At 66.7% G+C, this 24,578-nt stretch carries 23 protein-coding genes; 11 read left to right on the forward strand and 12 right to left on the reverse strand.

What is annotated here, in order from left to right; translation table 11 throughout:
* Positions 1-69: 69 nt before the first annotated feature.
* The 5 genes from pepN to TBU01S_RS02055 all read right to left on the reverse strand — a co-directional run bounded on the left by pepN (position 70) and on the right by TBU01S_RS02055 (position 7,788).
* A complete protein-coding gene (pepN, locus tag TBU01S_RS02035) occupies positions 70-2,748 on the reverse strand; it encodes an aminopeptidase N (protein ID WP_068634974.1) in 2,679 nt (892 codons plus the stop codon).
* 86 nt (positions 2,749-2,834) lie between these two features.
* Positions 2,835-3,128 carry a BrnA antitoxin family protein gene (locus TBU01S_RS02040; protein ID WP_217999536.1) on the reverse strand — a complete coding sequence of 98 codons (294 nt, stop codon included), beginning with the start codon at positions 3,126-3,128 and terminating at the stop codon, positions 2,835-2,837.
* Positions 3,129-3,157: 29 nt separating this feature from the next.
* Complete coding sequence (locus tag TBU01S_RS02045; RefSeq protein WP_068634975.1) at positions 3,158-4,045, reverse strand: 4a-hydroxytetrahydrobiopterin dehydratase; 888 nt, start codon at positions 4,043-4,045, stop codon at positions 3,158-3,160.
* 376 nt (positions 4,046-4,421) lie between these two features.
* The gene (locus TBU01S_RS02050) at positions 4,422-7,148 is read right to left on the reverse strand and encodes a cation-transporting P-type ATPase (RefSeq protein WP_068634976.1); all 2,727 of its coding nucleotides are present in this window, start codon (positions 7,146-7,148) and stop codon (positions 4,422-4,424) included.
* A 133-nt stretch (positions 7,149-7,281) separates the two neighbouring features.
* A complete protein-coding gene (locus TBU01S_RS02055; protein ID WP_083953410.1) occupies positions 7,282-7,788 on the reverse strand; it encodes an RDD family protein in 507 nt (168 codons plus the stop codon).
* Between the two features lie 119 nt (positions 7,789-7,907).
* Here TBU01S_RS02055 and TBU01S_RS02060 point away from each other — a divergent pair, with 119 nt between their 5' ends.
* Genes TBU01S_RS02060 through ilvC form a run of 3 tightly spaced genes read left to right on the forward strand, consistent with a single transcriptional unit; the run spans position 7,908 to position 11,196 of the window.
* Positions 7,908-9,638 carry an acetolactate synthase 3 catalytic subunit gene (locus TBU01S_RS02060; protein WP_083953411.1) on the forward strand — a complete coding sequence of 577 codons (1,731 nt, stop codon included), beginning with the start codon at positions 7,908-7,910 and terminating at the stop codon, positions 9,636-9,638.
* 18 nt (positions 9,639-9,656) lie between these two features.
* On the forward strand, positions 9,657-10,148 hold the full coding sequence (gene ilvN / locus TBU01S_RS02065) for an acetolactate synthase small subunit (protein WP_068634978.1): 492 nt from the start codon (positions 9,657-9,659) through the stop codon (positions 10,146-10,148).
* A gap of 31 nt (positions 10,149-10,179) precedes the next feature.
* Positions 10,180-11,196 carry a ketol-acid reductoisomerase gene (gene ilvC, locus TBU01S_RS02070; protein WP_068634979.1) on the forward strand — a complete coding sequence of 339 codons (1,017 nt, stop codon included), beginning with the start codon at positions 10,180-10,182 and terminating at the stop codon, positions 11,194-11,196.
* Between the two features lie 65 nt (positions 11,197-11,261).
* Here the strand turns inward: ilvC and ada are convergent, their stop codons facing one another.
* Both ada and TBU01S_RS02080 read right to left on the reverse strand, forming a co-directional pair.
* A complete protein-coding gene (gene ada, locus TBU01S_RS02075; RefSeq protein WP_068634980.1) occupies positions 11,262-12,359 on the reverse strand; it encodes a bifunctional DNA-binding transcriptional regulator/O6-methylguanine-DNA methyltransferase Ada in 1,098 nt (365 codons plus the stop codon).
* 107 nt (positions 12,360-12,466) lie between these two features.
* Positions 12,467-13,336 (reverse strand): LysR family transcriptional regulator, encoded by an 870-nt coding sequence (locus TBU01S_RS02080; RefSeq protein ID WP_068634981.1) that lies wholly within the window; start codon positions 13,334-13,336, stop codon positions 12,467-12,469.
* A gap of 210 nt (positions 13,337-13,546) precedes the next feature.
* On the opposite strand from TBU01S_RS02080, the gene TBU01S_RS02085 reads away from it, so the two are divergent.
* The 4 genes from TBU01S_RS02085 to TBU01S_RS02100 all read left to right on the forward strand — a co-directional run bounded on the left by TBU01S_RS02085 (position 13,547) and on the right by TBU01S_RS02100 (position 17,187).
* Positions 13,547-14,149, forward strand: coding sequence for a cysteine hydrolase family protein (locus TBU01S_RS02085; RefSeq protein WP_068634982.1), 603 nt, complete (start codon positions 13,547-13,549; stop codon positions 14,147-14,149).
* Between the two features lie 128 nt (positions 14,150-14,277).
* Positions 14,278-14,724: an HIT family protein gene (locus tag TBU01S_RS02090; protein ID WP_068634983.1), complete on the forward strand. Its 447-nt coding sequence runs from the start codon at positions 14,278-14,280 to the stop codon at positions 14,722-14,724.
* Positions 14,725-14,806: 82 nt separating this feature from the next.
* The gene (gene pssA, locus TBU01S_RS02095; protein ID WP_068634984.1) at positions 14,807-15,649 is read left to right on the forward strand and encodes a CDP-diacylglycerol--serine O-phosphatidyltransferase; all 843 of its coding nucleotides are present in this window, start codon (positions 14,807-14,809) and stop codon (positions 15,647-15,649) included.
* Positions 15,650-15,651: 2 nt separating this feature from the next.
* Positions 15,652-17,187, forward strand: coding sequence for a 2-isopropylmalate synthase (locus TBU01S_RS02100; protein ID WP_068634985.1), 1,536 nt, complete (start codon positions 15,652-15,654; stop codon positions 17,185-17,187).
* 141 nt (positions 17,188-17,328) lie between these two features.
* Here the strand turns inward: TBU01S_RS02100 and TBU01S_RS02105 are convergent, their stop codons facing one another.
* The 3 genes from TBU01S_RS02105 to TBU01S_RS02115 form a co-directional block, all read right to left on the reverse strand.
* On the reverse strand, positions 17,329-17,685 hold the full coding sequence (locus tag TBU01S_RS02105) for a DUF2069 domain-containing protein (RefSeq protein WP_068634986.1): 357 nt from the start codon (positions 17,683-17,685) through the stop codon (positions 17,329-17,331).
* Positions 17,682-18,281, reverse strand: a complete 600-nt coding sequence (gene wrbA, locus TBU01S_RS02110) for an NAD(P)H:quinone oxidoreductase (RefSeq protein WP_068634987.1) — start codon at positions 18,279-18,281, stop codon at positions 17,682-17,684. Before wrbA ends, TBU01S_RS02105 begins: the two co-directional genes overlap by 4 nt.
* Positions 18,282-18,431: 150 nt before the next feature.
* Positions 18,432-19,919: a cyclic-di-GMP receptor FimW-related protein gene (locus TBU01S_RS02115; protein WP_068634988.1), complete on the reverse strand. Its 1,488-nt coding sequence runs from the start codon at positions 19,917-19,919 to the stop codon at positions 18,432-18,434.
* Between the two features lie 222 nt (positions 19,920-20,141).
* Between TBU01S_RS02115 and rpsP the strand changes: the two genes are divergently transcribed.
* From rpsP to rplS, 4 genes are all read left to right on the forward strand, one after another.
* Positions 20,142-20,393: a 30S ribosomal protein S16 gene (rpsP, locus tag TBU01S_RS02120; protein WP_068634989.1), complete on the forward strand. Its 252-nt coding sequence runs from the start codon at positions 20,142-20,144 to the stop codon at positions 20,391-20,393.
* A gap of 43 nt (positions 20,394-20,436) precedes the next feature.
* Positions 20,437-20,952, forward strand: coding sequence for a ribosome maturation factor RimM (rimM, locus tag TBU01S_RS02125; RefSeq protein ID WP_068634990.1), 516 nt, complete (start codon positions 20,437-20,439; stop codon positions 20,950-20,952).
* Positions 20,953-20,999: 47 nt separating this feature from the next.
* Complete coding sequence (gene trmD, locus TBU01S_RS02130) at positions 21,000-21,794, forward strand: tRNA (guanosine(37)-N1)-methyltransferase TrmD (RefSeq protein ID WP_281178396.1); 795 nt, start codon at positions 21,000-21,002, stop codon at positions 21,792-21,794.
* Between the two features lie 96 nt (positions 21,795-21,890).
* Complete coding sequence (gene rplS, locus TBU01S_RS02135; RefSeq protein WP_068634992.1) at positions 21,891-22,313, forward strand: 50S ribosomal protein L19; 423 nt, start codon at positions 21,891-21,893, stop codon at positions 22,311-22,313.
* Positions 22,314-22,418: 105 nt separating this feature from the next.
* Here the strand turns inward: rplS and lptG are convergent, their stop codons facing one another.
* Together lptG and lptF are read right to left on the reverse strand one after the other, a co-directional pair.
* Complete coding sequence (lptG, locus tag TBU01S_RS02140) at positions 22,419-23,492, reverse strand: LPS export ABC transporter permease LptG (protein ID WP_068634993.1); 1,074 nt, start codon at positions 23,490-23,492, stop codon at positions 22,419-22,421.
* The gene (lptF, locus tag TBU01S_RS02145) at positions 23,489-24,574 is read right to left on the reverse strand and encodes an LPS export ABC transporter permease LptF (RefSeq protein ID WP_068634994.1); all 1,086 of its coding nucleotides are present in this window, start codon (positions 24,572-24,574) and stop codon (positions 23,489-23,491) included. Before lptF ends, lptG begins: the two co-directional genes overlap by 4 nt.
* Positions 24,575-24,578 lie beyond the last annotated feature (4 nt).

Raw genomic sequence — 24,578 nt, forward strand, 5'->3', positions numbered from 1 at the left:
CCCGCCGAAGCACATGAGAAACGCCGGGGCAAACCCGGCGTTTCTCTTTTCCGGCCAGCGCAGGACGCTTCAGTCGCCGCCCAGCGCCTTGCCGACCACTTCCGCCACGTCCGGCGACAGGCCCTCACTGGCCAGAACCCGTTCGAGCTGGACGCGGATGCTGGCCTGCAGCGCCGGCGTGAAGCGGCGCCAGCTTTCCAGCGCACGCGCCATGCGCGCCGCGACCTGCGGATTCCTCGCGTTCAATGCGATCACCTGCTCGGCCCAGAAGGCGTGGCCGCTGCCGTCGGCGGCGTGGAATTCGCCGGGATTGGCGCGGAAATAGGTGCCCAGCAACGCATACACCTTATTGGGGTTCGACAGGCTGAAGGCCGGGTCGGACAGCAGCGCGCGCACGCGATCCAGCGTCGGTGCAGCCGCATCATCCCAGCGCCAAGCGCCGGCCTGCAGCGCGAACCACTTGTCGAGCACCAGCGCATCGTCGCGGTAGCGGGTGTGGAAGGCCTCCAGCGCGGCCTCGCGAGCGGGATCGGTGCTCTGCACCAGCGCGGCCAGGGCGCCGAAGCGCTCGGTCATGTTGGTCGCGGCCTCGAAGCGCGCCTGTGCCCTAGCCAGCCCTTCGGCATGGCCGGCGGCGGCCAGGTAGCGCAGCGCCAGATTTGCCAGCGCGCGCCGGCCCGCGTCGGCGGGGTGGTAGCGGTATTCACCCTGCACTTGCATGGCGTCGAACAGGGCCAGCCAGTCGGCGGCCAGGCGCTCGCCCAGCGTGCGCGTCAGGCGCGCCAGGGCGGCCCGCAGCGCCAGCGGATCGGCGGGCGCCATGCGTTCGAGCAGATAGGCTTCACCCGGCAACGCCAGCGCCTGGGCGCGGAAGGCGGGGTCGAGCGCACCGTCGCCGAGCAGTGCGCGGAAGGCGGCGACGAAGGCATCGGGCACCGGCGTGGCGGCATCGGCCGCCATCGCCAGCACGACGCGCTCGGCGTAGCGCTGCGCCGCGTCCCAGCGGTTGCAGGGGTCGGCGTCGTGCGCCATGCGGAAGGCCAGGCGCGCATCGTCCTCATCCAGTTCGAGCACCACCGGCGCCGAAAAGCCGCGCAGCAGCGAAGGCACCGGCTCGGCGGCGAGGCCGACGAAGCGGAAGCGCTGCTCGGCCTCGGTCAATTGCAGCACGCGCGTGGCCGCGCCGGCCTGCGCCTCGCCTTCGAGCCGCAGCGGGCAGTCGCGCCCGTCCGCGCCGATCAGGCCGACCGCCACCGGAATCACCAGCGGCAGCTTGGCGTGCTGGCCCGGCGTCGCCGGCGTGTGCTGAGCCAGCGTCAGCGTGTAGCTGCCGTCGGCGGCATTCCACTCGCCGCTCGCCTTCACCCGCGGCGTGCCGGCCTGGCTGTACCAGCGCATGAACTGGTCGAGGTCGAAGCCGTTGTTGGCCTCGGACATCACTTCGACGAAATCGTCGCAGGTCACCGCCTGGCCGTCGTGGTAGCTGAAGTACAAATCCATGCCGTTGCGGAAACCCTCCTGCCCCAGCAGGGTGTGCAGCATGCGGATGACCTCGGCACCCTTCTCGTACACCGTGGCAGTGTAGAAGTTGTTGATCTCCTGGTAGCTGTCCGGGCGGATGGGGTGCGCCATCGGCCCCGCATCCTCGGGGAACTGCGCGGCGCGCAGCACGCGCACGTCGTCGATGCGCTTGACCGCGCGCGCCGAGGCCGCGCCCTCCGCACCGGCCGCGCGCGCCAGCATGTCGGCGGAGAACTGCTGGTCGCGGAACACCGTCAGCCCTTCCTTCAGCGTGAGCTGGAACCAGTCGCGGCAGGTGACGCGATTGCCGGTCCAGTTGTGGAAGTACTCGTGCGCCACCACGCTCTCGACGTTCTCGTAATCGACGTCGGTGGCAGTGTCGGGTTTGGCCAGCACGAACTTGGTGTTGAAGATGTTGAGGCCCTTGTTCTCCATCGCCCCCATGTTGAAATCGGCCACGGCGACGATCATGAAGCGGTCGAGATCCAGCTCCAGGCCGAAGGTCTCTTCGTCCCAGCGCATCGAATGCACCAGCGAATCCATCGCATGCCCGCAGCGGTCGAGATTGCCCGCCTCCACCCACACCTGCAGCAGCACCTCGCGGCCCGACATCGTCCGCACCGTGCGCTCCAGCGCCACCAGATCGGCGGCGACCAGCGCGAACAGGTAGGACGGCTTCGGGAACGGGTCTTCCCAGCGCGCGTAGTGGCGGCCGTCCGGCAGTTCGCCCTGCTCGATCAGGTTGCCGTTGGACAGCAGCACCGGACAGCTCGCGCGCTCGGCCTCCAGCGTGACGGTGAAGCGCGCCATCACGTCCGGGCGATCGGGGAAGCAGGTGATGCGGCGGAAGCCTTCCGCCTCGCACTGGGTGAAGAAGCCGCCGTTGGACAGGTAGAGCCCCGACAGCGTGGTATTGGCCTTGGGGTCGATGCGGGTGCGCACCTCGACCATTGCGCGATCGCCGTCGGCATCGATCTCGATCAGCGCGCCGCTCTCGCGCAGCGCCTGCGGCGCCTGGCCATCGACGGTCAGCGACAGGCGTTCGAGGTCCTCGCCCCATAGCCGGATCGGCCCCTCGTCCGCATCCGGGTTGCGCACGCACAACATGCGGTTGGTAACGACGGTGGCTTCGGGATCGAGGGAAAAGTGCAGCTCGACGGTCTCGACCGTCCAGGACAGCGGCCGATAGTCGGCGCGCCGGATCGTTGGGGCGTGTTCTGTTTTCATGGTTTCTCCAGCTTCCGCGCGAGAGGCGCGGAAAGGCGGAAGTTTACGCTGTGCGGAGGCCGGAGGACAGCGTGGAAGCTACCGAGTCAGTGATGCAGCTTCTCTTGCAGCCATATCTTGATGAGCGACTGATAAGGCACGTCGCGCGCATTGGCGGCAGCCTTGATGTTGTCCAGCAGATGCTGAGGCAGACGTAGCGAAATGGTGCGGGTGCTCGGCTTGAGATTTGGCAGCACCGCACGCTGCGCTTGAGACCAGTCGAGGTATTGCGTCGAATCGTGTGTTTCCCAGAAATCCCGCTCTTCGGTTTCGCTGGCGAATCCAGGGATGGTCTTGGTCGGCAGGGAGCAGATAATTGGAACCCTGGATTTTGCGGTCACGGGGATTGGTGAGACTCAAGATACGCCGATCACAGGGGACGCTTCTTTACTATGGTCTTTGCGGCCATGTTCATATAGAGCGCCAGATTCAAATCGTAGATCGTCACGCGCCGTTGAGCATCCCAAGTCGTGAGGGATACCATGACGTGATTGAAAACGTTGCGCCATTCGGGATGATGATCCAGGACCTTGCAGTGCTCGGAAACCAGCGCCATGAATTCGGCGGCCTGGTTGAAGTGAGGAAACTTGAACGTCTTGACCAAATACCTGACCTCTGCATTGCCAAAATTGTCGATGTACCACCCGTCGAAATCGTCGTAGCGAAGAATCTGGCCGAGTTCGGCATCAGGCAGCGGCTGAGTGCGCGCTTTCGCAAGATCAGGTTTCGGGTACTCATCGGCATCCGGCCGCTTCTTCAGCGAAAGCCTGACCGCAAGCCTATCCAGGAGCGGGCCTATTGCGGAGGGCCAGCCGGCATAATCGATGTGTTCGGAATGCATTTCGGCCAGAAAGGCAAGCTCCGGCCGTAGGCAAAACTGCCGAAAATCTCTTGCACAATCGGCAAAAAGCGGAATGATCGCACGACCCGCAAGGCCAAAACGGTCCGGCTCGGGCAACTTGATCTCTGCCGTTCGCGAATAGAGCAATTCTTCGACGATCCAGTCCGGAGTGGCCGGAATTTCCTGAGATGCCTCTTGCCTCGGCATCCAGTTCTTCCCAATCAGGACGATCGTCGCATGAGCTCCGTCGATCAAAGCGCGAAGGCGGTCAGGAAATCTGTCGCCCGGCTTCATCTCATCGACATCGACCGACACACGAACGAACTGCAACCGCTTCTCGATCTCGCTCTTCAGCAAGAGGGCGATTGGAGCGGTATCCTGGCGCCGGTAGCTTATGAAAAAAGTAAATGGCTGCACTGAATCCCCCCTGGAGAAACCTTGATGGTTTGATGTTTTTTCCAGGAAATCATCATTACACAGCCCCCCACGAGGCTGCATACCAGTGCTTGCACTTACAAACCTGGATGAAGCCACTCCGCAAGGCGATGCCATCCTGAAACACCGAGCCAAACTCGGAAACACATTCAGCTTCACAATAGATATTGAAAATCGAATGGCAAGATGAATCGGATATAGGTATACCCGCATCAACAATGCCCAGCACATAAGCCTTTCGGCATGACCACGACGAGGACGAGGTCGCCTGCAGAACCGCTCAGGCGAATGCGGACCGGCGCAACCCGCGCTCGGGCAGCCACAGCAAGACAGCTACGGCATTCTCGACAGGCGGAAACTACGCAGCCCCGCGCGCCCGCACGACCGCTTTCTCCGCTTCCACCAGCAGCAGCACCGCCACACCGAAGCCGAGAATCCGCAGCCATGCATCCGGCGCCAGCCCTTCGGTACCGAACAGCGCCTGCATCACCGGCAGGTAGGTGAATGGGATCTGGCAGGCCAGCAGCAGGCCGATTGCCCACAGCACGTAGCGATTGCCGAGGAGGCCCGCACGATTCAGTACCGGACCGGTCAGGCTGCGCATGTTGAAGAGATAGAACACTTCGCCGGCCAGCACCGCGTTGACCGCCGCGGTGCGCGCGGCGGCCAGGCTGGCACCCTGTTCCAGTTCCCACAGGAACAGGCCCATGCCGCCCGCCACCAGCAGCAGGCCGACGAAGACGATGCGCCACAGCAGGAAGCGCGTCAGCAGGGGTTCGCGCGGGTCGCGCGGGCGGCGCTGCATGATGTCGGGCTCGGCCTTTTCAAAGGCAAGCGCCAGCGCCAGCGTGACTGCGGTGATCATGTTGACCCACAGGATCTGCGCCGGGGTGATCGGCATGGTCAGCCCGAACAGCACGGCGAAGAACACGATACCGGCCTGGCCGATGTTGGTGGGCAGGATGTAGGCGACGGCTTTCTTCAGGTTGTCGTAGACGGTGCGCCCTTCTTCGACGGCGGCCGCGACCGAGGCGAAGTTGTCGTCGGCCAGCACCATTTCCGCCGCTTCCTTGGCGGCTTCGGTGCCTTTCCGGCCCATCGCGACGCCGACGTCGGCGCGCTTGAGCGCGGGCGCGTCGTTGACGCCGTCACCGGTCATCGCCACCACTTCGCCGCCGGCCTGCAGCGCCTTGACCAGGCGCAGTTTGTGTTCGGGGCTGGCGCGGGCAAAGATTTCGGTTTCCAGCACGACGCGCTGCAGCGTGGCGTCGTCCATGCGCTCGATCTCGGCGCCGGTGACGGCGCGCACTTCCTGCGCCAGGCCGAGTTGCTGGCCGATGGCGCGCGCGGTGGCGGCGTGGTCGCCGGTGATCATCTTGACCCGAATGCCCGCGCCCAGGCAGGCCTGTACCGCACACACGGCTTCGTCGCGCGGCGGATCGGTGATGCCGAGCACGGCCAGCAGCACGAAGCCGCCCTGCTCCACGTCGTCTAAGCACAAGCCGTCCAGCCGGCCCGGCGCCTGCCGTTCGGCCACGGCCAGCAGGCGCATGCCGCGGGCGGCGGCCTCGTCCATCCGCTGCTGCCAGACGTCGGCGTCCAGCGGCAGCGGCTGGCCGTCGAGGCCGGTGCAGGTGGCGCACAGCGACAGCACGCGCTCCGGCGCGCCCTTCAGCATGATCCGGGCTTCGCCGCGCTGGTCGTGATGCAGCGTGGCCATGAAGCGGTGCTCGGATTCGAAGGGGATGAGATCGTCGCGTGGCAGTTCTTCGCGCTGCAGTCGAGGGTCGATGCCGGCCTTGAGCGCCAGCGTCGCCAGCGCGCCTTCGGTGGGGTCGCCGACCATGTGCCAGGTATCACCGTCCAGGCTCAGTTCGGCGTCGTTGCACAGCAACGCGGCGCGGCCGATCCGGCGCAGCAGGGGTGCGTCGTCAGGCGGCAGTTCGCGTCCGTCACGTTCGAAGCCGCCCTGCGGTGCATAGCCGGCACCGCTGACGTCCAGATTGCCGTCGGCGGTGATCACGCGCTGCACGGTCATTTCGTTGCGGGTCAGCGTACCGGTCTTGTCGGAGCAGATCACGGTGACCGAGCCGAGCGCCTCGACCGCCGGCAGGCGGCGGATGATGGCGCGCCGCCGCGCCATGCGCTGCACACCGATGGCGAGCGTGATCGTCATGATCGCCGGCAGCCCTTCAGGGATCGCCGCCACCGCCAGGCTCACCGCGGCCAGGAACATCTCGCCCGGTGCATAGCCGCGCAGCAGCGTGCCGAAGGCGAAGGCGCCGAGCGCCACGGCGAGGATCACCCAGGTCAGCATCGCGCTGAAACCCGCCATCTGCCGCAGCAGCGGCGTGGTCAGCGATTCGACTTCGTCGAGCATCGCGCTGATGCGGCCGATCTCGCTGCCGGCACCGGTGGCGACCACCACGCCGCAGCCCTGGCCATAGGTGACGAGCGTGCCGGAATAGGCCATCGAGCAGCGATCGCCAAGGCTGGCATCGGCGGCGACCGCGTCGGGCGATTTCTCCACCGGCTGCGCTTCGCCGGTGAGCACCGCTTCGTCGATGCGCAGGCTGCGCGCGTCGATCAGGCGCAGGTCGGCGGGCACCTTGTCGCCCGAGGCGAGAAAGACGATGTCGCCCGGCACCAGTTCGCCGGCATCCACCTCCTGCCGCCGGCCATCGCGCAGGATCTGGGCATGGGGCGAGAGCATGTCGCGGATGGCGTCGAGCGCGCGCTCGGCCTTGCCTTCCTGCAGGAAGCCGATGAAGGCATTGATCAGGACGACGCCGAAGATGACGCCCGAATCGACGTGGTGGCCGAGCAGCAGCGTGACGACGCCGGCCACCAGCAATACATAGATGAGTACGTTGTGGAATTGCAGCAGGAAACGCTTCAGCGGGCCGTTGCGGGGCGGCTCGGGCAGCGTGTTGGCGCCGTACCGCGCCAGCCGCGCCGCCGCCTCGGCGGCATCCAGCCCTTCATCGCGGTCGACGCCGAGCTCAGCCAGGCAGTCGTCCGCGGCGCAGGCGTGGGAGTCGGACACGAGTGGAACGGGTGCTGCGGAAGGAAGTGCAGATGACATGGTTTGCCAGGGCGGGAATACCCGCTTGTCCAGCGGACATCCAGCGCCACGAAGTGGATCGCATGCGCCATGCTACTCCGCCAGCGTGGCAAAAGTTCCGCCGGCGCGATGCTGGATGCCGTCTTCGGCCCGCTCAGCCTTTGGCGGCGGGCGGCAGCAGCACGATGCACGAGCCCGCCAGGCGGTCGTGCAGAAACTGGCGGTCGCGGTCGATCAGCGCCCACAGCAGGCCGACGCCGAACAGCAGCACCGACGGCCAGCACAGCGCATAGCGCAGCCAACAGCGGCCCAGCGGCAGGCTGCGGCCATCGGCGGCATCGACCAGCTTCAGGCGCCAGGTCTGCATCGCCAGGGTCTGGCCGTGGCGGCGCCAGTACCAGACGAAATAGGCGCCCAGCACGGCGAAGATGTGCAGCCAGGCGAACCAGCCCGGCGGCGCGATCTGCAAGCCGACCCCCAGCATCAGGTAAGGGACGAGAAAGGTCAGCGCCAGCACGCCGAGCAGCAGCATCGATTCGTACAGCATGCTCGCCAGCCGCCTGCGCAGACCCGCCAGTTCGACGCGCGGGCGCTCGACGGCACCGGCAGACGCGGTCGAGGCCTTGGCGGCGGCGGCAGGACGTTCGGGATTGCGCTTCATGGAGAAAGAAGTCCGGAGGGTCGATCGATGTGCGAAGCGGTACGGGCGCCGGAACAAGCCCTTGTCCGCCTTGACCAAACCCGCCATGGCCGGTAACGTTGCGCGTTTCTTCAAACGATTTGTCGAGTGAGTTTGCGATGGTGCTTACCGGAGCCGAAATTGTAATCAGGTGCCTTCAGGAAGAAAAGGTCGAGTACGTCTTCGGCTATCCCGGCGGTGCAGTACTGTATATCTACGACGCGCTGTTCCAGCAGGAATCCGTGCGCCACGTGCTGGTGCGCCACGAGCAGGCCGCGGTGCACGCCGCCGACGGCTATGCGCGCAGCACCGAGCAGGTCGGCGTCGCGCTGGTGACTTCCGGTCCGGGCGCGACCAATGCCGTCACCGGTATCGCCACCGCCTTCTGTGACTCCATTCCGCTGGTGATCATCTCCGGCCAGGTGCCCACCGCCGCCATCGGCCAGGACGCCTTCCAGGAAGTCGACACCGTCGGCATCACCCGGCCCTGCGTCAAGCACAACTTCCTGGTCAAGGACGTGCGCGAGATCGCGTCGACGATCAAGAAAGCCTTCTACCTGGCGAAGACCGGCCGCCCCGGCCCGGTGCTGGTCGACATTCCCAAGGACGTGTCGATGCACCAGTGCGAGTACGAGTATCCGAAGGAAATCTCGATGCGCTCGTACAACCCGGTGGTCAAGGGCCACTCGGGCCAGATCAAGAAGGCCGTGCAGCTGCTGCTCGGCGCCAAGCGGCCGATGATCTACACCGGCGGCGGCGTGGTGCTGTCGAACGCGGCCGAACAGCTCACCAAGCTCACCCGCCTGCTCGGCTACCCCGTCACCAACACCCTGATGGGCCTGGGCGGCTACCCCGCCGGCGACCGCCAGTATCTCGGCATGCCGGGCATGCACGGCACCTACGAAGCCAACATGGCGATGCACTACTCCGACGTGCTGCTGGCCGTCGGCGCCCGCTTCGACGACCGCGTCATCGGCCTGCCCTCGCACTTCGCCGAAGAGCCGCGCAAGATCATCCACATCGACATCGATCCGTCGTCGATCTCGAAGCGCGTCAAGGTCGACGTGCCCATCGTCGGCGACGTCAAGGAAGTGCTGGAGGAGATGATCCGCCAGCTCGAAAGCGGCGAGGCCCGCCCCAACCCCGAGGCGCTCGCCGCCTGGTGGAAGCAGGTCGAGGAATGGCGCGGCCGCAACTGCATGGTCTACAAGAACTCGGACGAGATCATCAAGCCGCAGTTCGTCGTGCAGAAGCTGTGGGAAGTGACCGGCGGCGAAGCCATCGTCACCTCCGACGTCGGCCAGCACCAGATGTGGGCCGCGCAGTACTACCCCTTCACCAAGCCGCGCCGCTGGCTCAACTCCGGCGGCCTGGGCACGATGGGCGTCGGCATGCCCTACGCGATGGGTGCGCAGCTCGCCCACCCGGACATGCAGGTCGCCTGCATCACCGGCGAAGCCTCGATCCAGATGAACATCCAGGAGCTTTCGACCTGCAAGCAGTTCCGCCTGCCGATCAAGATCTGCAACCTGAACAACCGCTACCTGGGCATGGTGCGCCAGTGGCAGCAGCTGTTCCACGGCGGCCGCTACTCCGAGTCCTACATGGATTCGCTGCCCGACTTCGCCAAGCTGGCCGAATCCTACGGCCACGTCGGCATCCGCGTCGACAAGCCCTCGGATGTCGAAGGTGCGTTGCGCGAGGCCTTCACCACGCACAAGAACGAGCTCGTGTTCCTCGACTTCCAGGTCGACCCGACCGAGAACGTCTACCCGATGGTGCAGGGCGGCAAGGGCCTCACCGAGATGATCCTGTCCGCCGAAGACCTCTAATCCAGGACCGAACACACCATGCGTCACGTCATTTCCCTTCTGATCGAAAACGAATCCGGCGCGCTGTCGCGCGTCTCGGGCCTGTTCTCGGCGCGCGGCTACAACATCGAGTCGCTGACCGTGGCACCGACCGAAGACGCCTCGATGTCGCGCATGACCATCGTCACCACCGGCTCGGACGACATCATCGAGCAGATCACCAAGCAGCTGAACAAGCTGGTCGAGGTGGTCAAGGTGGTCGACATCTCCGAGGCGGCGCACATCGAACGCGAGCTGATGCTGGTCAAGATCCGCGCCACCGGCAAGGATCGCGAGGAGATCAAGCGCACCGTCGACATCTTCCGCGCCCGCATCATCGACGTCACCGACGCCTCCTACGTCGTCGAGCTGACCGGCAACCAGGGCAAGCTCGACGCCTTCCTCGGCGCCATCGAGCCCGCCCTGATCCTCGAAACCGTGCGCTCGGGCGTTTGCGGCATCGGCCGCGGCGACCGCGTGCTCAAGCTCTGACCCACCCCACACCGCAAACGAAAGGACGAACATGAAGGTTTATTACGACAAGGACGCCGACCTCTCCCTCATCAAGGGCAAGAAGGTCACCATCGTCGGCTACGGCTCGCAGGGCCACGCCCACGCCCAGAACCTGTCCGACTCGGGCGTCAAGGTCACCGTCGGCCTGCGCAAGGGCGGCGCCTCGTGGTCCAAGGCCGAAGGTGCCGGCCTGCAGGTCAAGGAAGTGGCGGAAGCCGTCGCCGACGCCGACGTCGTCATGATCCTGCTGCCGGACGAGAACATCCCCGAGGTCTACAAGAACGACGTCGAGCCGAACATCAAGCAAGGCGCCGCGCTGGCCTTCGCCCACGGCTTCAACGTGCACTACAACCAGGTCGTGCCGCGTGAAGACCTCGACGTGATCATGGTCGCGCCGAAGGGCCCCGGCCACACCGTCCGCTCCGAATACCTGCGCGGCGGCGGCGTGCCCTCGCTGATCGCGGTGTACCAGGACAAGTCCGGCAAGGCCCGCGACATCGCCCTGTCCTACGCTGCGGCCAACGGCGGCACCAAGGGCGGCGTGATCGAGACCGACTTCAAGGAAGAGACCGAAACCGACCTGTTCGGCGAACAGGCCGTGCTGTGCGGCGGTGCCGTCGAGCTGGTCAAGATGGGCTTCGAAACCCTGACCGAAGCCGGCTACGCGCCCGAAATGGCCTACTTCGAGTGCCTGCACGAGCTGAAGCTGATCGTCGACCTGATGTACGAAGGCGGCATCGCCACGATGAACTACTCGATCTCGAACAACGCCGAGTACGGCGAGTACGTGACCGGCCCGGAAGTCATCAACGAGCAGTCGCGCGCCGCCATGCGCAACGCCCTGAAGCGCATCCAGACCGGTGAATACGCCAAGATGTTCATCCAGGAAGGCCGCAGCAACTACCCGAGCATGACCGCTCGCCGCCGCCTGAACGCCGAGCACCCGATCGAGAAGGTCGGCGCCCAGCTGCGCGACATGATGCCCTGGATCAAGGCCAAGGCCCTGGTCGACAAGTCGAAGAACTGATCTTCGCGCGCCCTTGCGGCGTACAGAGGCCGGAACCGCATCATGCGGCTCCGGCCTTTTTCTTTTCAGCCTGCTTCCACTACCGCCGCGGGCTCGGCCTCCCGCCGCAGCAATTCCCGCTTGCGCTCCACGCCCCAGCGATAACCCGACAGATCGCCGTCGCGGCGCACGACACGATGGCAGGGAATGGCGACGGCGATGGGGTTGGCGCCGCAGGCCGCACCGACGGCCCTTGCTGCACGCGGCGCGCCGATGCGCTCGGCGATCTCGGCATAGGTGGCCGTGGCGCCGGCCGGAATCGCGCGCAAGGCCTGCCACACGCGTTCCTGGAAAGCCGTGCCGCGCACGTCCAGCGGCAGGTTCAGGCCGATGACAGGCATCTCGACGAAGCCGACGACCTGCGCCACCAGGCGTTCGAAATCGGCATCGCCACCAACCAGTTCGGCCATGGGAAAGCGGTCCTGCAGGTCGCGCACCAGGGCATCGGGATCGTCGCCCAGCAGGATGGCGCAGATACCGCGCCGGCTCTGTGCGACCAGGATGGCACCCAGCGTGCATTGGCCGACGGCGAAGCGGATCTCGGTTCCGGTGCCGCCGGCCTGGTAGTCCCGCGCGCGCATGCCGAGGCGCTGGTTCGAAGTCTCGTAGAAGCGGCTGCTGGTACTGAAGCCGGCGCCATAGATCGCATCCGTCACCGAGGCCGCCGGCTCGCCCAGTTCCTCGCGCAACCGGGCGGCCCGCCGGGCGGAAGCATAGGCTTTGGGCGTCACCCCCGTCTCGGCCTTGAAAATGCGGTGGAAATGCCAGGGGCTCATGCCGGCCTCGGCGGCCAGCGCATCGAGTCCGGGCGGCGGTTCGCTTTCCTCGATCCGGCGGCAGGCCTGCGCCACCAGCGCAGCCCGTTCGGCCGCAGCGGTCGTCCTGTCGCCATGCGCGCGGCGGCTGGGGCGGTAGCCGGCAGCCTCGGCGGCTTCGGCCGAATCGAAGAACTCGACGTTCTCGCGCCGCGGCAGCCGGGCCGCGGAGCTCGGCCGGCAATACACGCCCGTGGTGCGCACGGCGTAGACGAAATGGCCGTCGGCCTCCGGGTCACGCGCCTGCACCGCCTGCCAGCGCGAGGCTTCGCTTGCATAAGGCGATGGAGTCTGGAGATTCGCGTTCATGGCTTTGTCCTGCGACACTTGATCATGGTGCCAGCTTAGGCTGCCATCCGACTACGGGCACTCCGAATCTTGCGGTCGAATTTTCCTCCGCCGCAGAGACGCACCATTTACGCAAGGATCCCCGCAAAACCCGCCGCCTCGGCCTGGAAACGTTCCACCAGCCAGTCCGCCGTCGCCGCGACCCGCGCCTGCGAGCGCGCATCCGGGTGGATCAGCATCCACAGCTCCCGGCTCAGCACCGGCCGGGCGCCGGTCAGACGAACCAGGCCGGGCACGGCATCGGCGAGGAAGCACGGCAGCACGCCGTGGCCCACGCCATCGGCCACCGCGCGCGCCAGCCCCCTCAGACTGTTCGAGCGCAGGCGGATGCGGCCGCTGCCGAGCATGGATTGCAGATAGCGCATTTCCGGCGTGTGGGCGAGATCCTCGTTGTAGGCCACCCAGTCTCCGGTCCGTACCGGCAAATCGCCCCGTGCAGCGCCATAGACGGCGAAGCCGACGTCCGCCAGCTTGCGGATCAGGAAGTCGCCGCTGGCCGGCCGTGCGAGGCGGATCGCGATGTCGGCCTCGCGCCGGGCGACGTTGAGGTTGTCGTTGCTGGCGATGACGTCGACGCACAGCTCGGGATGGCGGGCGCACAGATCCCGCAGTCGCGGCACCAGCCATTCGCCGACGATGGCAGCCACCGCGGTGATGCGCACCACGCCGCCCACCTTGCCCGCGCCAGCCTCGGCGACGCGCACCACGCCGGCCATGTCCTCCTCGATGCGGCCGGCCCGTTCCAGCACGCGCAGGCCGACCGCCGTGGGCTGCCAGTGGCCGTCGCCACGCTCGAACAGGCTTGCGCCCAGCGCGGTTTCCAGCGCTTTCAGGCGGCGGGCGACGGTGGTCTGGTCGACACCGAGCCGGCGCGCCGCCGCTGCCAGCGTGCCCTCCCGGCCCAGCATCACGGCAAAACGCAGATCATCCCAGTTCATCGCCACGGCAACCCCTTTTCCGGCCTCCTGATCCGCATCGGCTCGCATCAGGCGACTCGGCACGCCCTTGTTCGGAAGCCCTCTCGCCCTGCAAATCTGCATGGATTTCCGGCAGAAATGCCTATTCACGCAGGCAGCGGCAAAGTATAGCCTCCCATCACCGTCGCATCTGCAGCGCCAGGCGACGCCGACATCATCAGGAGACGACACATGAGCACCGCATCCACCACCCTGCGCCAGTTGACCGGCCAGCCCGACACCCCTGCCCCCCTGTCCGAATCGGCGCTGATCATCGTCGATGCCCAGAACACCTATCGCGAAGGCATCATGCAACTGACCGGCGTCGAGCCGGCGCTCGATCAGTGCGCGACGCTGCTGGCCCGCGCGCGGGCACTGAAGATTCCGGTGCTGCACATCCAGCACGACGCCGGCCCCGGCACCCCCTACGACGTGCGTGCCGAAATCGGCGCCATCGCCGACAAGGTCGCGCCCGCAGACGGCGAGGCGGTGGTGGTCAAGAATTATCCGAACTCCTTCATCGGTACCGACCTGGACGAGCGTCTGAAAGCCGCCGGCGTCAAGAACCTGGTGGTGACGGGCTTCATGACCCACATGTGCATCAACTCCACCGCCCGCGGCGCCTTCAACCTCGGCTACGCCGTGACGGTGCCGGCCGCCGCCACCGCGACCCGGCCGCTGGCCGCACCGGACGGCTCGGTGGTCAGCGCCGAAAGCCTGCAGGCGGCCGCACTGGCGGCATTGGGCGACCTGTTCGCGGTGGTGGTACCGGACGAAGCGGCCATTGTCGACTGAGGCCGACTGAAGCCCCCCTCGGCCGGCGCCGGTTTCCCCGCCGCCGGCGGCACGGCTAAACTGCCTCCCTGCAACCGGCTGCAGCTTTTCGCACGCGGCCGGTTTTCACGCCCAAGGAGGTTTTCTTCATGCCCATGTTCATCGACACCTCGCCGCCCGGCCAGTGCATCTTCTGCCGCCTGGTCGCAGGCGAGATTCCTTCGGCCCGCGTCTTCGAGGACGAACTCACCATCGCCTTCATGGACATCGGCCAGGTCAATCCCGGCCACGTCCTGGTGGCCACCAGGCGCCATGCCGCCACGCTGTTCGACATCACGCCGGACGAAGCCGCCGCGGTGGCACGGACGGTGAAGCGTGTCGCCCACGCGGTACGCGACACCTTCGACCCGCCCGGCCTGACCCTGCTGCAGGCCAACGGCCGCGAAGGCGATCAGACGGTGTTCCATTTCCACATGCACGTGGTGCCGCGCCACAGTGACGACGGCATCGCGCTGTCATGGCCGCGCAAGGATCCGCCGGCCGACGTGCTGCAGGGCTACGCTGCGCAGTTGCGCGACGCCCTCGCCAGGAGCTGATCGGCAGCGCCCAGCAGCGATTCGGCGCAGCGCGGGCGGCGGACTGCTAGAATCGAATTCCTGCAGAACCATTAGTGTCCACATGGACGATCCCGACCGCATGCCCCTGATCACGCCCGACAAGCGCCGCCGCGGCATCTACATCCTGCCGAACCTGTTCACCACCGCCGCCTTGTTCGCCGGCTTCTACGCGATCGTGCAGGCGATGGACCAGCGCTTCGAGATCGCGGCAGTGGCAATCTTCGTCGCCATGGTGCTCGACGGCCTGGATGGGCGTATCGCGCGCCTGACGCACACTCAGAGCGAGTTCGGCGCCGAATACGATTCGCTGGCCGACATGGTGTCCTTCGGCGCGGCGCCGGCCCTGGTGATGTACGAGTGGGCGCTGCGCGACCTCGGCAAGCTCGGCTGGATCGCGGCCTTCATCTACTGCGCCGGCGCCGCGCTGCGGCTGGCACGCTTCAACACCAACATCAGCGTCGTCGACAAGCGCTACTTCCAGGGCCTGCCCAGTCCCGCCGCCGCGGCGCTGACCGCAGGCCTGGTGTGGGTCGGCATCGACAACGGCTTCACCGGCGACGAGCTGAGCGGCTACGCCTGCGTGCTGACGATCTTCGCCGGCGTGTCGATGGTCAGCAACGTGCTGTTCTGGAGCGGCAAGAGCATCAATCTGCGCAAGAGCGTGCCCTTCATCGTGCTGATCGCCTTCGTACTGGTCTTCGCGCTGATTTCCAGCTATCCGCCGGGCATCCTGTTCGGCCTGTTCCTGGCCTATGCCGCTTCCGGCTACGTGATGTGGGTGCTGCGCTGGAAGCGGCGCAAGGACAAGCGGGCCAGCGCAATGGCCCCGGCCGCACCTGCCCCCCAGGCCGACGGCACGGAACCTCCCGCCGCGGCCGATGACGACGCCTCCCCGAGGAGCTGAACATGAAAGACCAACTGATCATTTTCGACACCACCCTGCGCGACGGCGAGCAAAGCCCGGGCGCATCGATGACGCGCGAGGAAAAGCTGCGCATCGCCCGCCTGCTCGAACGCATGCGGGTCGATGTCATCGAGGCGGGCTTCGCCGCCGCCTCCAACGGCGACTTCGAATCGGTGCGCTCGATCGCCGAAGCGGTCAAGGAATCCACCGTCTGTTCGCTGGCGCGCGCCAACGAAAACGACATCCGCCGCTCCGCCGAGGCCATCGCGCCGGCCGCCCGCGGCCGCATCCATACCTTCATCGCCACCAGCCCGATCCACATGGAGAAGAAGCTGCGCATGACGCCCGACCAGGTCGTCGAGCAGGCTGTGAAGTCGGTCGCGCTGGCGCGTCAATTCACCGACGACGTCGAGTTCTCGGCCGAGGACGCCGGCCGCTCCGACATCGACTTCCTGGTACGCATCTTCGAGGCCGTGATCCAGGCCGGCGCGAAGACCATCAACGTGCCCGACACCGTCGGCTACAACGTGCCGGAGCAGTACGCCGGCACCATCCGCACGCTGATCGAGCGCGTGCCCAACTCCGACAAGGTGATCTGGTCGGTGCACTGTCACAACGACCTCGGCATGGCGGTGGCGAACTCGCTCGCCGCCGTGCACGCCGGCGCGCGCCAGGTCGAATGCACCATCAATGGCCTGGGCGAGCGCGCCGGCAACGCCTCGCTGGAAGAAATCGTCATGGCGGTGCGCACCCGCGGCGACGTGTTCCCGGTCGAGACCCGCATCGACACCACCCAGATCGTGCCGGCGTCCAAGCTGGTGTCGCAGGTCACCGGCTACCCGGTGCAGCCCAACAAGGCCATCGTCGGCGCCAACGCCTTCGCCCATGAGTCCGGCATCCACCAGGACGGCGTGCTGAAGCACCGCGAAACCTACGAGATCATGCGCGCCGAGGATGTCGGCTGGGGCGCCAACAAGCTGGTGCTGGGCAAGCATTCCGGCCGCAACGCCTTCCGCGCGCGGCTGCAGGAGCTGGGCATCGAGATCACCGGCGAGGAGCACCTGAACCATGCTTTCTCACGCTTCAAGGAACTGGCCGACAAGAAGCACGAGATCTTCGACGAAGACCTGCACGCGCTGATGCGCGACGAAGCGATCACGCCCGAGGCCGAGCATTACCGCCTGGTGTCGAGCCGCTTCCATTCCGAGACGGGAGAAACGCCGCTGGCCGAGCTGACGCTGGTCATCGGCAACACCGAGCACCGCACCCAGTCCGAGGGTTCGGGACCGGTCGATGCCGCCTTCAAGGCCATCGAGGGCGTTGCCAACAGCGGCAGTCAGCTGCTGCTGTATTCGGTCAATGCCATCACCACCGGCACCGATGCCCAGGGCGAAGTCACCGTGCGCCTGGCCAAGGAAGGCCGCGTGATGGACGGCCAGGGCGCAGACACCGACATCATCGTCGCCTCGGCCAAGGCCTATCTGAACGCGCTGAACAAACTGCAGAGCACTGCCCCGCGGCTGAATCCGCAGGTTTGAAGCCGCATGGCCGGCCCAGTCTTCCGTAGGAGCGGCTTCAGCCGCGAAAGCAGCGCATGGGGGCATCCGCCCCATCGCGGCTGAAGCCGCTCCTACGAGGGCGGTGGTGTTCCCGGCCAGCAGCGGCCCGGCCTCCTCCTCTTATTTCCCGGGCACCAGCCGCGACGGCGCGGTGTTGCGCGCATAGTACATCGTGCCGAGGAACAGCAGCACCGACAGCGCGATCTCCACGCCCGCCAGCACCCCGGTCAAACCCGGATCACTGGCGCGCAGCACGCCTTCGGTGAAGTACAGCAGCGACAGCATCGACACCCATTGATGGGTGTAGCGCTTGCCGCGCAGGATGCCGAACACCGCCGGCAGCAGCGGCACCGCCTTCAGCATCATCCACGAGCCGCCGGGGCGCAGCGGCGCGAGCCAGCCTTCCCACAGCACGCACAGCGCGATCAGCGCCAGCAGGCTGATGCTGGCAACGAGGTTGAGCAGGCGCGGACTCATCGCTCACCCGCCAGCCGCAGCGTCACTTCGGCCAGGCGGCGCCCCTGGGCGCGCGCCAGTTCGATCTCGTCGGCCGTCAGCACCGGCAGGCCGTCCATGCCGGCGACGTGGGTCGCACCATAGGGCGAGCCGCCGCTGCGCGTGGTGTTGAGCCGTGTTTCGGAATAGGGAATGCCGAGCAGCATCATGCCGTGGTGCAGCAGCGGCACCATCATCGTCAGCAGCGTGCTCTCCTGCCCGCCATGCTGGCTGGCGGATGACGAGAACACGCAGGCGGGCTTGCCGATCAGCGCGCCATTGGCCCATTCTCCCGCCAGCCCGTCGAGGAAATACTTCATCGGCGCCGCCATGTTGCCGAAGCGGGTCGGGCTGCCCAGCGCCAGGCCGGCGCATTCGACCAGGTCGCGCGGCTCGACGTAGGCCGGGCCGTCGGCGGGTATCTCGTCTTCCACTGCCTCGCACACGGTCGACACCCGTGGCACGGTCCGTACCCGTGCCACGGCGCCGGGCACCTGATGGATGCCGATGGCGATCTGCTCGGCCAGCGCGCGGACCGAACCGCGATGGCTGTAGTAAAGGACGAGTATTTCCTGCATGGCTGCGCGCGAGAATCGGGAGGCGCGGATCATACCATTGGGGCCGCGCCGGCCGCGCCACGCAGGCCTTGCCGCCCAAGTCGAGGCACGCCAACCTGCATCACGCCGATCCGTGCCAGCGCGGCCCGATCCACGCGGCCCGGCCTGCCATCAGATCGGGTAGGGATCGATCTCGTAGCGGAACAGTTCGACGCTGGCAGTCTGCATGTCCAGTCCCAGGGCGCGCCCCTGCGCCACATACACGCGCGCGCCTTCGCGCACGAAGACGAAACGGCGCGAAGCATAGGTTCCGGCGGGTGCGAGGAAAGCCGGATGACGGCGCATCGGCTCCATGGCCGGCAGCGCCAGCGCAGGCACCACCCCCCGCAGCGTGGCCCCGCGGAAAGCCACCTGCACCGCGTGATAGGACGGCGCCAGCATCTGCAGCCCCAGTTCGATCCGGCCGGACGCTTCGCTGCGCACCCAGCGCACCACGCACACCGCCCAGGCCTCATCCGCCTGGCGTCTGACTCCGAGCACGATACCGGCAACGATTTCCGCCGGCCGGCCGGTACCCGCCCCGGTTTCCGTGATGCTCATGATCGCGTAGCCGCCCGGGCTTTCGTTGAGCACCTGCCATTCCAGCACCCGTCCGCCCTCGCTGCGCCCTCGCCCGAGCTCCCACAGCCCGCGCAGACCCAGACAAACCTGGATCGCATAGTGCTGGGGCCGCCGGGGCTGTATCCGCAGCGGGGAGCTCACCCAGCGTTCGCGCAGGGTGCGCAGCAACGCGAGCAGTTCGACCGGCGTCAGGCCCGGCGGCAGTTCCTCATCCCCTGCATCCAGCAGCTCCACTTCGAGCGTGTCGCCGGTGTTCTCCGCGGCAGCGATCACCGTTTCCAGGTGCTCGACATGCTCGCCGAGCACGCGCGCAAGCGGTACGAGGCTGAAGTGGCGCACGTCGCCTCCCGCGGGCGCCAGCCCACGCGCCACCGATACCGGCGCCGTATCCGTCCCCAGTACGATCCACCAGGCACCGACGAGCGACTCGCCCTCAGCCTGCAACTGCAGCTCGGGCAGGCCGCTGCCGAGGAAATCGGCGATCCAGGCCAACTGGCGGGCCGTCAGGCTCTCGGGAGACGCGGCGGCGATCGCCGCCATGGTGAAATAGGACGCATCGCCTTCGAGCTCGGCCGCCACGCGGTTGGCGAGCGCCCACAAGCCAGGCGGCGCATTGGCAGCGGACATCGCCGCCACGACGAAAGCTTCGCAGCACAGCACCAGCCCCAGGCGCCGGCCGTCTTTCCAGGCACGCAAATCCGGCGCAGCCGCGGACTGCAGGCTTTCCAGCCTCCGTGCCATTTCCGCCAGGGTGGCGGAAATGTCGATCGACGCTCGATGCAGGACGGGCGGCAAAGGCAGGCTGGCCTCCTGCAACTGCGCACGAATGCGGCTGCTGATGTCCAGCCCCCGCGCCGCGCCGCCCTCCAGGCAGCAGCGCAGTACCTCATCCGCCAGCCCGCTGCTGCACGGCAGTTCCCCGAGGCGGGTACGCAAGCCTTCCAGGTCGTCGACGACCTCGTCGGCGGGTTCGGATTCCAGCCAGCGCAGGAAATCGCCCGCTTCGTCGCCAACAGCAGAAAGTGGAGCCTGGATCATGGACAGAAAACGTTGCAGATGTTCATTTATTGCATTTTAGTCATATTTGAGAATGCACGACTTTTCTCTTCGAGCAACTCGGAACGTGCCGGAACAGGCATCATTCCGCAAGTGCTCGCCCGCCATGCTTCCTCTTGTTCGACAAAACACGCGCAGCTTGATCCCGGCAGCGTTTTGCACTAGAATTCGCCGTTTTTCGCATCCACCGATCAGGAAAATCAGATGGTCGTCATTCGCCTTGCCCGTGGTGGCGCCAAAAAGCGCCCGTTCTTCAACATCGTCGCCGCCGATTCCCGCAATCGCCGTGATGGCCGTTTCATCGAGCGCGTCGGCTACTACAACCCGGTTGCCTCCGGCGCCGCGCAGGGCCTGGTGATCAACGCCGAGCGCCTGGCCTACTGGCAGCAGAACGGCGCCCAGCTGTCGCCGACCGTTGCCCGCCTGGCCAAGCAGGCCGCCAAGGCCGCTGCCTGAGCAGCGACGATCCCGGCCACGGCCTGAAGAGGCGGACAGGCACATGATCGTACTGGGGCGCATTGTCGCCCCTTTCGGCGTTCAGGGCTGGGTCAAGATCCATCCCTTCGGCGATGACCCGGTCGAATGGCGCAAGATGCCGCAATGGTGGCTCTGCGCCGAGGACGGCGCTCCCGCCGAGCGCTGGAAGCCCTATACGCTGAAAGCGTGCCGGGCGCACGGCAAGGGACTGGTCGCCGCCTTCGGCGAAGTGCCGGACCGCAACGCGGCGGAGGCGATCGACGGCTGGTACATCGGTGCACCGCGCGAAGCGCTGCCGAAACCGGCCGAAGACGAGTACTACTGGGGCGACCTCGTCGGCCTCGAAGTCTTCAACGAAGCCGGCACGCGGCTGGGCGTGGTCGATGGCCTGCTGTCCACCGGCGCCCATGACGTGCTGCAGGTGAAGGACGAGGCACAGGACGGCGGCGAGCGGCTGATTCCCTTCGTCGCGGCCTACGTGCTGGATGTCGATCTCGCCGCACGGCGCATCCGCGTCGCCTGGGGCGAGGACTGGTAGGCGTGAGCGATCACGCCGGAGCCGGGAGCAGTCAGGAAGAGGCAGAGGTGACGATCGCGGGCGGCCTGCGCCGCTACGACCTCATCACCCTCTTCCCCGAGATGTTCGTCGCCCTGACGGGCAGCGGCATCACCCGCCGGGCGAAGGATCGCGGGCTGTACGCGCTGGGTTTCCACAACCCGCGCGACTTCACCCACGATCCGCACCGCACGGTGGACGACCGCCCCTACGGCGGCGGGCCGGGCATGGTGATGCTGGCCGAACCGCTGCTGCAATCGATCGCAGCGGCGCGCGTGGCCCAGCAGACGGAGATCGGGGCTGCTGGCCCGGTGCTCTACCTGTCGCCGCAAGGCCGCCGGCTGGACCAGGCGGCGGTGATGGAACTGGCGGCGCAGCCGGGCTTGATCCTGCTGTGCGGCCGCTACGAAGGCATCGACCAGCGCGTCATCGAACGCGCGGTCGACATGGAAGTGTCGCTCGGCGACTTCGTGTTGTCCGGCGGCGAACTGCCGGCGATGGTGCTGCTCGACGCGATCGTGCGGCAACTGCCCGGCGCATTGAACACCGCCGATTCGGCGCAGGAGGATTCCTTCGTCGATGGCCTGCTCGACTGCCCGCATTACACGCGGCCGGAAGTGCTGGGAGAAGACAAAGTGCCCGAGGTGCTGCTGTCGGGCAACCATGCAGCAATCCGCCGCTGGCGGCTGAAGCAGTCCCTGGGCCGCACCGCACTGCGGCGGCCGGATCTGCTGGCCGGGCGGCAACTGAGCAAGACCGAATTGAAACTGCTTGAGGAATTCAGGCAGGAGCAAGCCGGGGCGGAAGACGGCAGCATCGTCTGAAAGCCCGTACATAAACGGCACGCACCAGGTGGCGACCTGCTCTGCTGCCAGGCCGATGCAAAGACAGAGGCCGACAACATCGATGGAGTATCCGCAATGAACCTGATTCAGCAGCTCGAACAGGAAGAAATCGCCCGCCTGACCCAAGGCAAGGCCATCCCGGAGTTCGCCCCCGGCGACACCGTGATCGTCCAGGTCAAGGTCAAGGAAGGCAACCGCGAACGTCTGCAGGCATACGAAGGCGTGGTGATCGCGAAGCGCAATCGCGGCCTGAACTCCGCTTTCATCGTCCGCAAGATTTCCTCGGGCGAAGGCGTGGAGCGCACGTTCCAGACCTACTCGCCGCTGGTGGCCGGTATCGAAGTGAAGCGCCGCGGCGACGTCCGCCGCGCCAAGCTGTACTACCTGCGCCAGCGTTCGGGCAAGTCCGCACGCATCAAGGAAAAGCTGGACTACAAGGCCGCCGCTGCCAAGAAGGCTGCCCTGCAACAACAGCAAGAGCAAAAGCAGCAAGGCTGATCACTCTCGCGGTGACGCACGAAAAACGGACCTTCGGGTCCGTTTTTCGTTTCCGGCCTCAGCCGGCTTCGCGCTGCAGCCGCCTCTCCAAAGGAGGCCGGCGCTTCAGCGCCGCTCGACGTAGCGCAGGATGCCTGCCGCAGCTGCCAGGAAGATCAGGCTGGGCGTCAGCGCCGCCATGATCGGCGGCCAGGCGTTGATCATGCCGAGGTTGGAGAACAAGCCGTTCAGCAGATGGAAGCCCACGCCCAGCATCACCCCCATGAAGATGCGCGCGCTGGCGCCGCCCATGCGGTCATGGATGAAGCCGAAAGGCAGCGCCAGCGCCATCATCACCAGCACGGCGAAGGGATAGATCAGCTTCTTCCACAGCGCGATCTCGAAGCGGTCGGAACTCTGCTGGTTGTCGCGAAGGTGCTGGATGTAGGTCCACAGCCTGCCCACCGGCATGTGCTCCGGCCCCACCATCAGCACGCCCAGCACTTCGGGCGAGAGATCCGAGCGCCAGGTGATTTCCGGCACCTGTTCGACTTCGGTACGGTCATCGAGGAAGCGGGTGCGGGACACTTCCAGCAGGCGCCAATGCTCCTTGCCGTCGTGCACGCCGCGCCTGGCTTCGCTGATCGACAGCAGGCCGTAGTCGTCGTCGAATTCATACACCCGCGCGTTCTGCATCGTGCGGTCGGGCAGCATCGTGCGGACGTTGATCACCAGCCGGCCGTCCTTGACCCACAGGCCGGAGCGCAACTGCTGCGACACGGTGGACTGGGTCGCCGTCAGTTTCCATTCCTGGGCGGCCGCTTCGGCCGGCGGGCCCACGTATTCGCCGATGAGGAAAGTCAGCGCCACCAGCACGCTGCCGATCAGCGCCAGCATGCGCGCCAGCGCGCCGTTCGACATCCCGGAGGCGCGCATCACGGTGATTTCGGAATGGCGCGCCAGCGTCGCCAGGGCATACAAGGTGCCGATCAGCACCGCGACCGGGAACAGTTCATAAACGCGACCGGGCAGGATCATCGCCACATACACGGCCGCATCGGCGATCTGGTAGTCGCCCTTGCCGACGTCTTCCAGTTCGTTGATGAAGTCGAAGAAGGCGAACAGGCCCAGGAAAGCCACCAGCACCAGCGCCGTGGCCGAGTAGATCTCCCGCGCGAGATAGCGGAACAGGATGCTCATGACGACCTCGCCCGCCAGAACGGCGACACCGCCAGCCGCTTGTAGAACAGCAGCGCCAGCATGGCCAGCACGATCAGGTGCGGCAGGAACAGCCCGACGCCGAAGCTCATCCGCCCCTGCGCCACCCAGCCCTGGAACACCGAGATGGCATTGCTATAGACGAGATAGGTCAGCAGCGCGATCAGCAAGCCGTTGGCCCGCCCCGCGCGCGGATTGACGAAGGACAGCGGAATGGCGAGCAAGGCCAGCAGCAACGCGGACAGCGGCGCACCGAAGCGGCCCAGCAGTTCGCCCATGCTGCGCTTGTCGCCCTGCGCCAGCAGCAGCGCGGTGGGCAGCGCGCGGGTGCGCGACGGCTGGCTGACGGCCGGCTTCTGCTCCACCTGAACTTCGTAGCGTTCGAACTCCATCACGCGGTATTCCGGCGTACCCGGCCGGCCGTCGTAGCGCCGCCCTTTCTCCAGCACCACGAAACGGCGCCCTTCCTCGTCGCTGCGCATGTAGCCTTCGGCCGACGCGATCACGACCAGGCCGCCATCGCGCGTCTCCTCGCTGACGAAGACGTTGCGCACCCGGCCATCCTCGCCGGCGCCGATCTCGACGAAGAACACGCGCTGGGCGCCGGAGGACTCGCGGAACACGCCGGGCGCGACACGCTGGGTATCGTCGCGGCTGTCGAGACGGTCGCGATATTCGCTGCTCTGCTGCTGCGCCCACGGCGTCAGGTACAGCGAACCGGCGCCGATCACGACCACCAGCGGCAGCGCGAACGTCAGCACCGGCCGTATCCAGGACGTCAGCGGCACGCCGGCCGCGAACCACACCACCATTTCCGAGTCGCGGTAGCTGCGCGACAGCGACACCAGGATGGCGATGAACAAGGTCAGCGTCAGCACCGTCGGCAACTGCGCCAGCGCACCGTAGCCGATCAGCGCCAGCACCGCTTCGGCCGGCACGCGGCCGCCGGCGGCCTGGCCGAGCAGGCGGATCAGCACGGTCGAGATCAGGATCGCGAACAGTGCAACGAAAACCGCGGCGGCGGCGTGGGTGAATTCCCGCTGAAGGGCGCGGCGGAAGATCATCGCG

Source organism: Thauera butanivorans NBRC 103042, assembly GCF_001591165.1.
GTDB classification, from domain to species: domain Bacteria; phylum Pseudomonadota; class Gammaproteobacteria; order Burkholderiales; family Rhodocyclaceae; genus Thauera; species Thauera butanivorans.